Genomic DNA, 13480 nt, shown 5'->3' with positions numbered 1-13480 from the left:
CTATTGGCCGGTAAAGCGGGGCGGCCGCTTTTCGCGGAACGCCGCCACGCCTTCGGCGAAATCGGCGCGTGCGGCCGACTGCAGGAAGCGCGACGTTTCCTCGGCCAACTGGGCTTCCAGCGGCGCGTGCGCGGCGCTGCGCAGCAATGCCTTGGCGCCCGCAATGCCGTGCGGCGCGTGGCGGGCGATGTCTTGGGCATAAGCTTGCCCCGCGGCAGCAAGTTCGCTGGCAGGCGCGGTGCGCGTGATGATGCCCCAGGCCTGCGCCTCGTCGGCCGTGAAGGCGTCATGACGCAAGAGGAGATCCAGTGCGCGCTTGGGGCCGGCGGCGCGCATGAGGCCATGCGTCATGCCGGCATCGGGCGTCGCGCCGAGCTTCAGGTAGGCCGTCATGAAGCGCGCGCCCGCATCGGCGATTGCGAGGTCGCAGGCCAGGACGAGCGACAGGCCCGCGCCCGCCGCCACGCCGTGGACCTGCGCGAGCCAGACTTTGTCCATGCGAGGGATGCGCGCAACGAATGCATTGAGCGGCGTGAACAGTTCCGACAGCGTGGCGCGTACCTTGTCGGGCTCTCCGGTGAACATGCCGATGTCTCCCCCCGCGCAGAATGCCTTGCCCGTGCCGCGCAGCAGCACGACGCGCACCGCGTCGCACGTTTCGATCCACTGCGCGGCGCGCAACAGGTCGCACGCCATGGCCACGTCGATGGCGTTGAGCGCGTCCGCGCGATTGAGGGTGAGCGTGGCGACGGGGCCGTCGGTCTCGAGCAACAGCGTCTGGAACTTCGGTGGTTCCTGGGTCATGGCGAGTCTCCGTTGTCGGGTAAATACCAACTGTCGATCAAAAAACCGCGATGCTATGTTTTGAACCAAGCGCTTGCTTGGTTGGGTTTTGAGCACGCTTAGCGTAACGCATAGAACGATTTTCCGGCGCTGTACTGGCGAAGGTAAAGACAGGTTCGTTGCATCTCCTGCCTCGCAGGGCCGCCAGGTTCACCGTCGTAAAAAATGTCCGCCCCAGGCGGCAAAATAACTTCGCATCAAAGCGGGGAGACAAATGGTGGATCAGTCCGACAGGCCTGCCTTGTTGCAGGCCGATGGGGTGACGCTGGCGTTTGGCGGCGTCAAGGCGCTTACCGACGTGGGCTTTCGCGTGGAGCAGGGCTCCATCACCACGGTCATCGGCCCTAATGGCGCCGGCAAGACCTCGCTGTTCAACACGATCTCCGGTTTCTACAAGCCTGCGGCGGGACGGATCCACTTCGAGGGCCGCGACATCACACGCATGCACGCGCCCGATCGCGCCAAGCTGGGTCTGGCGCGCAGCTTCCAGAACATCGCGCTGTTTCGCGGCATGACGGTGCTGGACAACATCAAGCTGGGCCGCCACGCGCACCTGCGCACCAATGTGCTGGATGCGCTTTTTTACCTGGGCCGCGCGCGCCGCGAGGAGATGGCGCTGCGGGCGGACATCGAAGAACGCATCATCGATTTCCTGGAGATCGATCACATCCGCCACGCGCCGGTCGCGGCGCTGTCGTATGGGCTGCAAAAGCGGGTTGAGCTGGCGCGGGCGCTGGCGATGCAGCCCAAGGTGCTGATGCTGGACGAGCCCGTGGCGGGCATGAACCGCGAAGAGACCGACGACATGGCGCGCTTCATCCTGGATGCGCGTGCCGAGTGGGGCGTGACGGTGCTGATGGTGGAGCACGACATGGGCATGGTGATGGACCTGTCCGATCACGTCGTGGTGCTGAACTTCGGGCAGGTGATTGCCCACGGCACGCCGGCGCAGGTGCAGTCCAATCCGGAAGTCATCAAGGCGTATCTGGGCGCGGGCGACGTAGGAGATTTGCGGCGGCGGCTGCGGGAGGCGGCCTGATGGACTGGCTGTTCTTCCTGGAGGTGTCGCTGGCGGGACTGGGCAGCGGCGGCCTGTATGCGTTGGCCGCGCTGGCGTTCGTGATCGTCTACAAGGCGACCCGCGTGGTGAACATCGCCATTGGCGAATTCCTGATGCTGGGCGCATACGTGTTCTATGCGTTCGCGTCGGGGATGGAGTGGCCGATCTGGCTGGCCATCGGGGGCGCGGTCGTGGTGTCGGGCGCGCTGGGCGCCGTCGTCGAGCGGCTGACCATACGTCCGATGCTGGGCGAATCGCCGATCTCTGTCTTCATGATTACCGTGGGTCTGGCGTCGATACTGGTCGGCGCAGTCGAGCTTATCTGGACGGCGGACCAGCGGCGCCTGCCGGAATTCATGCCGCGCGCGCCAGTCATGGTGGGCGAGGCGTTCGTGGCGCCCAAGGTGTTCTACGGCTTCTGGGTGGCGGTGGTGCTGGCGCTTTTGGTGCTGGTGGTGTTTCGCTATTGGCGCGGCGGCGTGGCGCTGCGTGCGACGGCGTCGGACCAGGGCGCGGCCTATGCAATGGGCATCAATGTGCCGCGCGTGTTTTCGCTGGCGTGGGTGACGGCGGGCGCCATCGCCGCGGTGTCCGGCGTGATCGTGGGCGCGATCGGCGGGATCTCGTCGTCGATGGGCGTGTTCGGGCTGTCGGTGCTGGTGGTGGTGATCGTCGGCGGTCTGGACAGCGTCGCGGGCGCGCTGGTCGGCGGCATCTTCATCGGCCTGCTGGAGGCCTGGGCGGGCGCCTATCTGGGCGGCGAGTACAAGCTGCTGGCCACGTTCGTCGTGCTGGTCGTCGTGCTGATGGCCAGGCCCTACGGCCTGTTCGGCACCCGTGAAATCGAGAGGCTCTGATCCATGCGTATCGCGACCGCCAAACAGACCTACCTGGCCGACGAGGCGCTATTCGACACGCGCACGCAGCACGTGTGGCTGGCGCTGCTGGCGGCCTCGCTGGTGCTGTTTCCCTTCGTGGCGAATGCCTATTGGCTTTATCTTGCGTGCCTGGTCGCGATCAACATCGCCAGCGCGACGGGGCTGAACATCCTGACCGGCTACACCGGATTGGTCAGCCTGGGGCAGGCGGCGTTCATGGGCCTTGGCGCGTACACGGTCGCAGTCATGGAGCTGCACCTGGGCACGCCGGTCCTGGTGAATCTGCTGGCGGGCGGCGTGGTGGCGATGTTGGGTGGGCTGCTGGTGGGTATTCCCTCGCTGCGGGTGAAGGGACTGTACCTGGCGATCTCGACGATTGCCGCGTCGTTCATCGCGCACTTCATCTTCGCGAACTGGCAGTTCACGGGCGGTACCTCAGGGTTGCAGGTGCCGCCGGCGCGCATCCTGGGGCTGGACCTGGATACGTCCTTCAAGATCTATTGGCTGATCGTGCCCGTGACCGTGCTGATGGTGCTGGGCGCGGCGAATCTTTTTCGCACGCGCATCGGCCGCGCGTTCATCGCGATCCGCGACCGCGACATTTCCGCCGAGGTGCTGGGTATCCGCCTGCTGCGCTACAAGCTGCTCTCGTTCGGGCTGTCCTCGTTCTATGCCGGCGTGGCGGGCGGTCTGTGGGCGTATTTTTTCCGGGTGGTCACGCCCGAGAGCTTTCCGCTCATCATGTCGATCTTCTTTCTGGCGGCGATCATCGTGGGCGGCATGGGCTCGATCCTGGGATCCATCCTGGGCGCGCTTTTCATGACGATGGTGCCGGAGTTTCTGAAGCTTGTTGTCGGCTGGCTGCCCGTGGGCGGCGATGCGCTGCGGCTGATCTCACCGGTGCGCACCATCGTTTTCGGCCTGCTGATCGTGGGCTTTCTGATCTTCGAGCCGCACGGGCTCGCGGAAATCTGGCGGCGCGTGCGCCGATTCTTTCACCTCTGGCCTTTCCGTACGTAGCGCGATGCGTGCGGCGTGACGGCGGCCACCCATAAGACCCAGGAGACAAACCATGAAGCGCATCCGGATAGGCAGCGGTTTATCGAGGTTGTTGGCCCCGTTGGGCCTGGCGGCGGCATTGGCGGCGGCGCCCGCGGCGCAGGCGGCCGAGGACCTGGTGCTGGGCGGCTCGATTCCCTTGAGCGGCGTGTTTGCCTTTGCCGGGCAGGGCATCCACGCCGGGATCACGGACTACGTGAAGATCATCAACGACCAGGGCGGCATCAAGGGCCGCAAGCTGCGCTACGTGCCCGAGGACACGGCCTACAAGGTGGATGCGTCGGTGGCGGCGTTCAAGAAGATCACCAGCCAGAACAAGGTCAACTTCTACTACGGCGATTCGACCGGCTTTTCCAAGACCATCAATGCCGAGCTGAACCGCACGGGCGACATCCTGATGACGGGCGCGTCCTTCGCGACCGAGCTGAACGATCCGGCGAAGTATCCCGCCCAGTTCATGCTGGGGCCCGACTACACCGAGATGTTCGGCATCCTGCTGCGCTATATCGCCAAGGAACAGCCGGGCGCCAAGGTGGCGTTCGTGTATTCGGACACGGAGTTCGGACGCGATCCGATCGCCAGTTCGCGTGCGGTGGCTGAGAAGCTGGGCCTGAAGGTGGCTACCGAGATCATGACGCCGCCGGGCAGCGTGGACGTGTCGACCGAGGTCATCAAGCTGCGCCGCGCCGACCCTGACTTCACCATCTTCCATGGCTACGTGCTGGCGCCGATTCCCGAGTTTGTGGGGCAGGGCAAGCGCATGGGCCTGAAGACGCGCTACATGGGCACGTTCTGGACGATGGACAACTCGACCGTGATGCAGATGGGCGAGGACGCCGAGGGCTTCATGGGCGTGATGCCGTACCGCTACTACTACGATCAGGCCGCCGACGCGCCGATGCTCAAGAAGATCCGCGAAATGCGGCCGCAGTACCAGAGCACGGGCTACATGCAGGGATTCCTGGCCGCCATGCTGTTCTCGGAAGTCGCCAAGCGTACGCTGGACGCGGGCAAGGAGCTGACCGCCGCCAACATGAAAGCCTCGTTGGATGGCATCAAGGATTTCGATACGGGCGGGCTGATCGGCGTGCCGATCACCATCAAGGGCAACTCCATTCCGGTGGGCCGGATCTATCGCGCGGACGTCAAGCAAAAGCAGATGGTGCCGGCGTCCGACTGGATCGTGCTCAAGTGAGGCTGCCGTGAACCAGGGACAGGACGTGGCAGGACAGGGCGTTCGTTCAGGCATGAACGCCGCCGCGCCGCCCAAGGCGGTGCTCGACATCAACAACATCGAGGTCGTCTACAACAAGGCGGTGCAGGTGCTGCGCGGCTTGTCCCTGTCGGTGCCGGCCGGCAGCATCGTCGCGCTGCTGGGCAGCAACGGGGCTGGCAAATCCACCACGCTCAAGGCGGTATCCGGTCTGCTGGACCTGGAGGACGGGGAACTGGTGCGCGGCCAGATCGTGTTCGCTGGCGGCGACACGGCGGGCATCAAGCCGCAGAACCTGGTGCGGTCGGGCCTGGCGCACGTGATGGAAGGGCGCCGCGTGTTCGAAGACCTGACCGTCGAAGAAAACCTGGTGGCGGCAACCTATGCGCTGACCGGAAGGCCCGCCGCGCGCGCGGACTTCGATCTGGTCTACGGCTACTTTCCGCGGCTTTTCGAGCGGCGGCGCGGACTGGCCGGTTATCTGTCCGGCGGGGAACAGCAGATGCTGGCCATCGGTCGCGCGCTGATTGCGCAGCCCACGCTGATGCTGCTGGACGAGCCATCGCTGGGCCTGTCGCCCATGCTGGTCGAGAGCATTTTTTCGATCATCGCGCGCATCAATATCGAACAGGGGGTGTCGATGCTGCTGGTGGAGCAGAACGCTTCGGTTGCGCTGGCGGTGGCGCATTACGGCTACATCATGGAGACCGGCAAGGTGGTGATCGACGGTTCGGCCGACAAGCTGGCGGCGGACCCCGACGTGCGCGAGTTCTATCTGGGTGTGGGCGGAACGGGCGAGGCCAGGGGCTTTCGCGACATCAAGCACTACAAGCGCCGCAAGCGCTGGCTGTCATGATGGACGCGCACAGGGATCCGGGCGCCTGGCCTGAACTGACGCTGCCGCAGATGCTGCGCGAGCAGGCGCGCCGCCAGCCGTCGGCGGTTGCCATCCGGCAAAAGGACTTTGGCATCTGGAAGCCGCTGACCTGGGACCAGTACTGGCAGCGCGCATGCCGCGTGGGGCTGGGACTGCGCGCGCTGGGGCTCAGCGCGGGCGGCCGGGTCGCGATCGTCTCGGACAACCGGGTGGAGTGGCTGCTGACGCAGATGGGGGCGTGCGCGGCCGGCGGCGTGGCGGTGGGCGTCTATTCCACAAGCCCGGCCGAAGAAATGGGCTACGTGCTGGCGCACGCGGACGTCGAACTGGTGGTCTGCGAAGACCAGGAGCAGACCGACAAGGTGCTGCACGTGGCGGATCGGCTGCCGAATTTGCGCCGCATCGTGGTCATTGAAACGAAGGGTCTGCGCGCGTATGGCGCGGCGGATCGGGCGCGCATCGTGACCTTTGCCGAAGTCGAGGCCGATGGCGGCCGGCGCGAAGCCGTGGAGCTGGCCGCGCTGAATACGATGCTGGACGGGCAGCGCCTGGACGACACCGGGCTGATGATCTACACGTCGGGTTCCACCGGCAAGCCCAAGGGCGCGATGCTGAGCTACCGCAACATGCGCGGCGTGGCGCCGGGCATCGCCGATCGCCTGTCGATGGATGAATCCAGCGTGCACCTGTCGTACCTGCCGCTGTGTCACGTTGCCGAGCAGATGCTGTCCACGTTCGTGCCCATCTACCTGGGCACGCAGGTGAATTTTGGCGAGTCGCTGCGCACGGTGCAGGAGGACCTGCGCGAAGTCGCGCCGACGATTTTCCTGGGCGTGCCCCGCATCTGGGAAAAACTGCACGCCGCGATCTCGATCAAGATGCAGGAGGCCGGCCGGTTGCAGCAGTGGCTGTACCGAAAGGCGCTGGCACAGTGCGCGCCGTTTCTGGAGAAGTCCCCCGCGCAGTATCGCGTGGGCGAGCGGCTGACGCATTGGCTGTGGTATTGGCTGGTGCTGCGCGCGCTGCAGAATTTCGTTGGCCTGCGTCGTGTGCGGGTGGCAATGACAGGCGCCGCGCCGATTCCGCCGGACGTGGTGCGCTACTTTCGCACGCTGGGCGTGCCGCAGATCGAGGTGTATGGCCTGACGGAGTCGGCGGGCATGATCTTCGGACAGCATCCGGACCGCGTGAAGGTGGGCACGGTGGGCGAGCCGATCCTGGGTGTGGAGTGGCGCATCGGCGACTCCGGCGAACTGCTGGTGCGTGGCGACATGGTGTTCCAGGGTTACTACAAGAACCCGGAGGCGACCGCGGACACCGTGCGTGACGGCTGGCTGCACACGGGCGACGTCGTGGCGCAGGAAGACGGGCGCGTGCGCATCGTGGACCGGCTCAAGGACATCATGATCACGGCGGGGGGCAAGAACCTGACGCCGTCCGAGATCGAGAACGCGGTCAAGGGCAGTCCGTACGTGAAAGAATGCATTGTCATTGCCGACGGCAGGAAGTACGTGACGGCGTTGATCCAGCTGGAATTCGACACCGTGGGCAAATGGGCCGAATCGCGGCGCATCGCGTTCACGCATTTCCGGTCGCTGGCGGAATGCCCGCAGGTGCGCGAACTGGTCCAGCAGGAGGTCACGCGCGCCAACGCCGGGCTGGCGCCCGTCTCGCAGATCAAGCGTTTCCATCTGCTGACCAAGGAACTGGACCACGACGATGGCGAAGTGACTGCAACGATGAAGGTGCGGCGCGCCAGCATCTACCGCGCCTACGCCAACGAAATCGAATCGCTCTATGTTGAGGAGACGACGGCATGAACCAAGCCGTGATCCTGGAAGCCGTGCGCACGCCGTTCGGGCGTCGCGGCGGATGGTGGGCCGAGACCCGGCCCGACACGCTGCTGGCGGACACCGTGCACGCGCTGCTGGCGCGCGCGGGCCTGCCGGGCGACAAGGTTGAGGACCTGATCGCCGGCTGCGTCAGCCAGGCGGGCGAGCAGGGCGCCAACATCGGCAGGCTGGCCGCGATGCTGGCCGGGCTGCCCGAGAGTGTGCCGGGGGTGGCGCTGAACCGCATGTGCGGGTCCAGCCAGCAGGCCGTGCATTTTGGCGCGCAGGCCATCGCCGCAGGCGACATGCGTTATGTGGTCGCCGGCGGCGTCGAGAGCATGAGCCGCGTGCCGATGTTCCTGGACGTGACGCTGGGCCAAAGCGAATTCCGGGGATTCGAATCGCTGAACCCGGCGTTGCTGGCGCGTTATCCGCTGATTCACCAGATCGAGAGCGCCGAGCGCATCGCCAGCCAATGGGGGCTGTCGCAGGCCGACATGGACGCGTGGGCGCGCGAGAGTCACGCGCGCGCGTGGGCGGCAGCCAGCGCGGGGCTGCATGCCGAGCTGCTGCCGGGCCCGGCGCAAGCCGCGCGCCGCGACGAAGGCATCCGCGAAACGACGGACGCCGCCCGGATGGCGGCTATGGCGCCCGCAATGCGCGCGCCGGGCGAGGGCGGTGTGACGGCGGCCAACGCCAGCCAGCTCGCCGATGGCGCGGCGGCGGTGCTGCTGGGCGACAAGGACGCGGCGCTGGCCGATGGCTTGCGGCCCCGGGCGCGCTTCCTGGCGCGTGTGGTGGTGGGTTCGGACCCCGTGATGCAGCTGACGGGCGTGATCCCCGCGGCGCAGCAGGCGTTGGCGCGCGCGGGCCTGGTGCTGGAGGACATCGACTGGATCGAGATCAACGAGGCCTTTGCAAGCGTGGTGCTGGCCTGGCAGCGCGAACTGGGCGCGGACCTGACGCGCGTGAATCCGTGGGGCGGCGCGATTGCGCACGGCCATCCGCTGGGCGCCACGGGAGCGGGCCTGATGGCCAAGATGCTGGCGGGGCTGGAGGCGACCGAAGGCGAGCTGGGCATGCAGCTCATGTGCATCGGGCACGGCATGGCGACCGCGACCATCATCCAGAGGGTTTGACCTGCATGGACAAGACCGGGACCGCTGTGTCGCGGGACGAGGGCGCGGAGACGCAGCGGCGCCAGGAATTGGTCCTGGCGGCCGGCCGGCTCTTCAGCAAGCGCGGGTATGAGCGCACGACGGTGCGTGAGCTGGCCAAGGCGGTGGGGTTGCAGTCGGGCAGCCTGTTCCACCATTTCCGTAGCAAGGAAGAGATTCTGGTCGCCGTGATGAACAACGGTATCCAGGAGGTGATCGACCTGGGCGAGAAGGCGCTGGACTGCTATGCCGTGCCGGCAGACCGGCTGGCGGCGCTGTTTCGCGTGCATATGTGGAGCATGCTGCACGGCGCGGGCGGGGATGCGATGAACGCGCTGGTGTACGAATGGCGCAGCCTGTCGGCGCCCAGCCAGGCGTCGGTCAAGGTGCTGAGCGACCGCTACGAGGCGATGTGGCAGTCCGTGGTGGCGGGGGCGGTACAGGCGGGTTTGCTGCGGGGCGATGCGCGCGTCATCAAGCGATGCGTGCTGGGCGCGATGAACTTGACGGTGCAATGGTACAAGCCGGGCGGGCGACTGGCCCCCGCCGCCTTCATCGACGCCATGTTGCAGGCGGCGTTGCCGGCGCTGCCCGCGGGGGCGGGCAGGTGGCCCGTGGAGCCTAGCCGCGCCGCTTGATGAACGCGCCGACGGCGCAGGCGACCGACAGCGCCAGCAGCGAGGCCGCGACGGGCAAGAGGAAATCGGCTTCGCCGTGATAACCGCCGCCCGTGACGCCGCCAGCCACGCCGCCCATCCAGAGCAGGGCGGTCAGGATCGCGGCGATGAGCGAGATGGCGGTGGCCACGCACAAGGCAATGAATGCCGGCCGCCGCACGGGGGCGGACCGGTAGGGCGCGCCCGGCTGGACGCGGCGGGGTTGCTTGATCCAGTAGACCAGCCCCGCCACGACCAGCAGCAGCATCAGGATCTTGAAGATCATGACGCGCGCCGACGATCAGTCTTCACGGCGCAGGTGCGGGAAGAGGATGACGTCGCGGATGCTGGGGCTGTCGGTCAGCAGCATGACCAGGCGGTCGATGCCGATGCCGCAGCCGCCCGTCGGGGGCATGCCGTATTCCAGGGCGCGGATGTAGTCCGCGTCGTAGAACATGGCTTCCTCGTCGCCGGCGTCCTTGGCCTCGACCTGCGAGCGGAAGCGCTCGGCCTGATCTTCGGGGTCGTTCAGCTCGGAGAAGCCGTTGGCGATTTCGCGGCCGGTCATGAAGAGCTCGAACCGCTCGGTGATGCCTTCTCGGGTATCGGAGGCGCGCGCCAGCGGCGAGACTTCGACCGGGTAGTCGATGATGTAGGTGGGGTTCCAGAGCTTGGCTTCGGCGGTCTCTTCGAAGAGCGCCAGTTGCAGCGCGCCCAGGCCGGCGCGCGACAGCACAGGGCCGTCGGCGTCGGCGCCCAGCTTTTTCAATTCGGCGCGCACGAAGGCCGGATCGTCGAGCTGGGCCTGGGTGTAGCCGTCGGTGTACTTGAGGATGGCTTCGCAGATGGTCAGGCGGTCGAAGGGCTTGGACAGGTCCAGCTCGCGTTCCTGGTAGGTCAGGACAGCGCTGCCGGTGGCCGAGATGGCGGCCTGGCGGATCAGCTCTTCGGTGAAGTCCATGAGCCAGCGGTAGTCCGCGAAGGCTGCGTAGAACTCCATCATCGTGAATTCGGGGTTGTGCCGCGGGCTCACGCCTTCGTTGCGGAAGTTGCGGTTGACTTCGAACACGCGTTCGAAGCCGCCGACGATCAGGCGCTTGAGGTAGAGCTCGGGCGCGATGCGCAGGAACATTTCCATGTCCAGCGCGTTGTGGTGCGTGACGAAGGGCTTGGCCGCCGCGCCGCCCGGGATCGGGTGCAGCATGGGCGTTTCGACTTCAAGGAAGCCCGCGTTCAGCATGAACTGGCGGATGCTGCCCACGGCCTTGCTGCGCGCCTCGAAGGTGCGGCGCGTGGCGTCGGTCATGATGAGGTCGACATAGCGCTGGCGGTAGCGCAGTTCCTGGTCGGCGACGCCGTGGAACTTGTCGGGCAGGGGGCGCAGCGACTTGGACAAGAGGCGCGCCGAGGCGGCGTGCACCGACAGTTCGCCCTTGTTGGTCTTGAAGACCGACCCTTCGATCGCGATGATGTCGCCGATGTCCCACTGCTTGAACGCGGCGTAGACATCTTCGCCGAGCGTGCCGCGATCCAGGTAGATCTGGATGCGGCCGGTGCTGTCCTGCAGCGTGGCGAAGCTGGCCTTGCCCATGACGCGCTTGAGCATCATGCGGCCGGCGACCTTGACGTTGACCGCGGCGGCGGCCAGGGCTTCCTGCTCCTGGCCGTCGTACTTGTCATGCAGGGCCGCGGCGCGGGCGTCCGGGACGAAATCGTTGGGGTACGCGACCCCGGCTTCGCGCAGTTTGGCCAGCTTGGCGCGCCGTTCGGCGATCAAGCGGTTTTCATCCTGGGCGGGTGCCGGAGTGGTCGAGTGGTCGGTCATGGTCGGGGGATCAGTCGTAATTGCGGATGTCGTCGATTTCGGTCGTGCCGAAATCTTCGCGATCCAGGTAGGCGAGGATGCGGGAGGCTACGTTGGCGGGCGAGGACAGCTTGCCGGTGGCATGGAAGTCCTGGAACTTGGCCAGCGCGGGGAAGCTTTCGGGGTCGCTTGCGCGGATGGCGGCTTGCATGTCGGTGTCGACGATGCCGGGGGCCAGCGCGACGATGCGGGCGCCGTCAGCGCCTTGTTCCTGCTTGACGACGCGGGCGTGCATGTCGAGCGCGGCCTTCGTGGCGCAGTACACGCCCCAGCCGGCGTTGGGATTGCGGCCCGCGCCGGAGGAGATGTTCAGGATGCGGCGGTCGGCCTTGATGTCAGCGACGGCGGCGAGGAACCGAGCCGTGAGCAGCATGACGGCCGTGACGTTCAGGTTGAAGGCGGCGGTGATGGCCGCGCCGTCGGTGAGTTCGTCGGTGCGTGCCACCGGATGCACCGTGCCCGCGTTGTTGATCAGCAGATAGCGTTTGGCATCGCGCGGCAGCGCGGCGCAGATGCGTTCGGCCGCGGATTCGGCTGCTTTCAGGTCCGAGAGGTCCACGGACAGTTGTTCCAGCTGCACATCCTGCGAGCGCGCGTGGGCGGCGAGCTCGGGGTCTTCGCGGCGCGCCAGGGTAATCAGGCGGGTGCCGGGTTTGACCAGGCCGCGCGCCATGGCGGCGCCGATGCCGCGCGAAGCGCCGGTGAGAATAGCAATGGTGTCGGACATTCGTGGACCTCTGGGTGCGTGTAAGCGGGAAGAATCGCGGAACTTAGACGTTTTGCTTCAGGCTGGCCTGGATGAAGGGATCCAGGTCGCCGTCCAGCACTTTCTGCGTGTTGGAGATTTCGACGTTCGTGCGCAGGTCCTTGATGCGGCTCTGGTCCAGCACGTACGAACGGATCTGGTGGCCCCAGCCCACGTCGGTCTTGGAGTCTTCCAGCTTCTGCTGCTCGGCCATGCGGTTGCGCATTTCCAGTTCGTAGAGCTTGGACTTCAGCATCTGCATGGCTTCGGCGCGGTTGCGGTGCTGCGAACGGTCGTTCTGGCACTGCACGACGATGCCCGTCGGGATGTGCGTCAGGCGCACGGCCGAGTCGGTCTTGTTGATGTGCTGACCGCCCGCGCCCGAGGCACGGTAGGTGTCCACGCGCAAGTCGGCGGGGTTCACTTCCACCTCGAAGGAATCGTCGACTTCCGGATACACGAAGACGCTGGCAAACGACGTGTGACGGCCGCCCGATGAGTCGAAGGGGCTTTTGCGGACCAGGCGGTGCACGCCGGTTTCGGTGCGCAGGTAGCCGAAGGCGTAGTCGCCCTCGATCTTGATCGTGGCCGACTTGATGCCCGCGACTTCGCCGTCGGATTCTTCAAGGATCTCGGCCTTGAAGCCCTTGCGTTCGGCGTACTTGAGGTACTGGCGCAGCAGCATCGACGCCCAGTCCTGCGCTTCCGTGCCGCCCGCGCCCGCCTGGATGTCCAGGAAGCAGTTCAGGGGATCGGCCGGGTTGGAGAACATGCGGCGGAATTCCAGGGCTTCGAGCTTTTCCTGGAAGGCGTCGGCGTCCTGTTCGATCGCTTCGAGCGTGTCGCCGTCATCGTCGGCGGCGGCCATTTCGAAGAGTTCCTGGGAATCGGCCACGCCGGCGCCCAGGCTCGTGAGCGTTTCCACCACGTCCTCGAGCGATTTCTTTTCACGGCCCAGATCCTGGGCGTGCTTGGGGTCGTTCCAGACGGCCGGGTCTTCGAGTTCGGCGTTTACGACTTGGAGGCGTTCAGCTTTGGCATCGTAGTCAAAGATACCTCCGTAGAGCCTGTTCGCGCTCCGCGTAGTCGGCGAGGCGGGCTGCGAGCTGGTTCTGACGTTCGGCTTCCATGATGATCCTGTCCTGATGACTTTGTGCGAAACCTGGCATTTTACCGTGGATGGAGCCTGTTCGCGGGCGTGCGTCGCGGGCACGGGCGGCGGGTGCCATTTCCCGGGTCGCGCGGGGGTAAATCCAGTTGTTCAGTCTTTTGTCAACCCGACGGCTCTAGCCTTGC

Annotated in this window: 13 protein-coding genes; 8 read left to right on the top strand and 5 right to left on the bottom strand. The window is 66.1% G+C overall.

Going from position 1 to position 13480, the window contains the following annotated elements:
• Window positions 1–804 carry an enoyl-CoA hydratase-related protein gene (locus LN047_RS16355; protein WP_313695837.1) on the bottom strand — a complete coding sequence of 268 codons (804 nt, stop codon included), beginning with the start codon at window positions 802–804 and terminating at the stop codon, window positions 1–3.
• A 253-nt stretch (window positions 805–1057) separates the two neighbouring features.
• Here LN047_RS16355 and LN047_RS16350 point away from each other — a divergent pair, with 253 nt between their 5' ends.
• The 8 genes from LN047_RS16350 to LN047_RS16315 are packed head-to-tail and all read left to right on the top strand — an operon-like array spanning window position 1058 to window position 9557.
• Window positions 1058–1882: an ABC transporter ATP-binding protein gene (locus LN047_RS16350; RefSeq protein WP_056318900.1), complete on the top strand. Its 825-nt coding sequence runs from the start codon at window positions 1058–1060 to the stop codon at window positions 1880–1882.
• Window positions 1882–2760: a branched-chain amino acid ABC transporter permease gene (locus tag LN047_RS16345; RefSeq protein ID WP_373979597.1), complete on the top strand. Its 879-nt coding sequence runs from the start codon at window positions 1882–1884 to the stop codon at window positions 2758–2760. Before LN047_RS16350 ends, LN047_RS16345 begins: the two co-directional genes overlap by 1 nt.
• A 3-nt stretch (window positions 2761–2763) precedes the next feature.
• Window positions 2764–3801, top strand: a complete 1038-nt coding sequence (locus LN047_RS16340; protein WP_142054751.1) for a branched-chain amino acid ABC transporter permease — start codon at window positions 2764–2766, stop codon at window positions 3799–3801.
• Window positions 3802–3853: 52 nt separating this feature from the next.
• A complete protein-coding gene (locus LN047_RS16335) occupies window positions 3854–5035 on the top strand; it encodes an ABC transporter substrate-binding protein (RefSeq protein WP_056318909.1) in 1182 nt (393 codons plus the stop codon).
• Window positions 5036–5087: 52 nt separating this feature from the next.
• Window positions 5088–5909: an ABC transporter ATP-binding protein gene (locus LN047_RS16330; protein WP_056318911.1), complete on the top strand. Its 822-nt coding sequence runs from the start codon at window positions 5088–5090 to the stop codon at window positions 5907–5909.
• On the top strand, window positions 5906–7750 hold the full coding sequence (locus LN047_RS16325; RefSeq protein ID WP_373979596.1) for a long-chain fatty acid--CoA ligase: 1845 nt from the start codon (window positions 5906–5908) through the stop codon (window positions 7748–7750). The genes LN047_RS16330 and LN047_RS16325 overlap by 4 nt, the downstream gene beginning before the upstream one ends.
• On the top strand, window positions 7747–8901 hold the full coding sequence (locus LN047_RS16320; protein WP_373979594.1) for an acetyl-CoA C-acyltransferase: 1155 nt from the start codon (window positions 7747–7749) through the stop codon (window positions 8899–8901). The genes LN047_RS16325 and LN047_RS16320 overlap by 4 nt, the downstream gene beginning before the upstream one ends.
• 5 nt (window positions 8902–8906) lie before the next feature.
• Window positions 8907–9557, top strand: coding sequence for a TetR/AcrR family transcriptional regulator (locus LN047_RS16315; RefSeq protein WP_152384749.1), 651 nt, complete (start codon window positions 8907–8909; stop codon window positions 9555–9557).
• On the opposite strand, the gene LN047_RS16310 is transcribed toward LN047_RS16315, so the two are convergent.
• From LN047_RS16310 to prfB, 4 genes are all read right to left on the bottom strand, one after another.
• Complete coding sequence (locus tag LN047_RS16310) at window positions 9541–9861, bottom strand: preprotein translocase subunit TatB (protein WP_175155759.1); 321 nt, start codon at window positions 9859–9861, stop codon at window positions 9541–9543. The two genes, LN047_RS16315 and LN047_RS16310, sit on opposite strands and share 17 nt — an antisense overlap.
• 15 nt (window positions 9862–9876) lie before the next feature.
• A complete protein-coding gene (gene lysS / locus LN047_RS16305; RefSeq protein ID WP_056318923.1) occupies window positions 9877–11400 on the bottom strand; it encodes a lysine--tRNA ligase in 1524 nt (507 codons plus the stop codon).
• Window positions 11401–11410: 10 nt separating this feature from the next.
• Window positions 11411–12166 carry an SDR family oxidoreductase gene (locus tag LN047_RS16300; RefSeq protein WP_128828489.1) on the bottom strand — a complete coding sequence of 252 codons (756 nt, stop codon included), beginning with the start codon at window positions 12164–12166 and terminating at the stop codon, window positions 11411–11413.
• Window positions 12167–12209: 43 nt separating this feature from the next.
• Window positions 12210–13314, bottom strand: a protein-coding gene (gene prfB, locus LN047_RS16295) for a peptide chain release factor 2 (protein ID WP_108696343.1) whose coding sequence is annotated in 2 segments (ribosomal slippage) — window positions 12210–13232 and window positions 13234–13314 — 1104 coding nt in all. Because the reading frame shifts where the segments join, the coding sequence is not laid out codon by codon here.
• Window positions 13315–13480 lie beyond the last annotated feature (166 nt).

The organism is Achromobacter sp. JD417 (genome assembly GCF_041879325.1).
In the GTDB taxonomy this organism is placed as follows: domain Bacteria; phylum Pseudomonadota; class Gammaproteobacteria; order Burkholderiales; family Burkholderiaceae_B; genus Achromobacter; species Achromobacter mucicolens.
The sequence above is the reverse complement of the archived record's forward strand: the minus strand, read 5'-3'. Positions and strand labels throughout refer to the sequence as shown.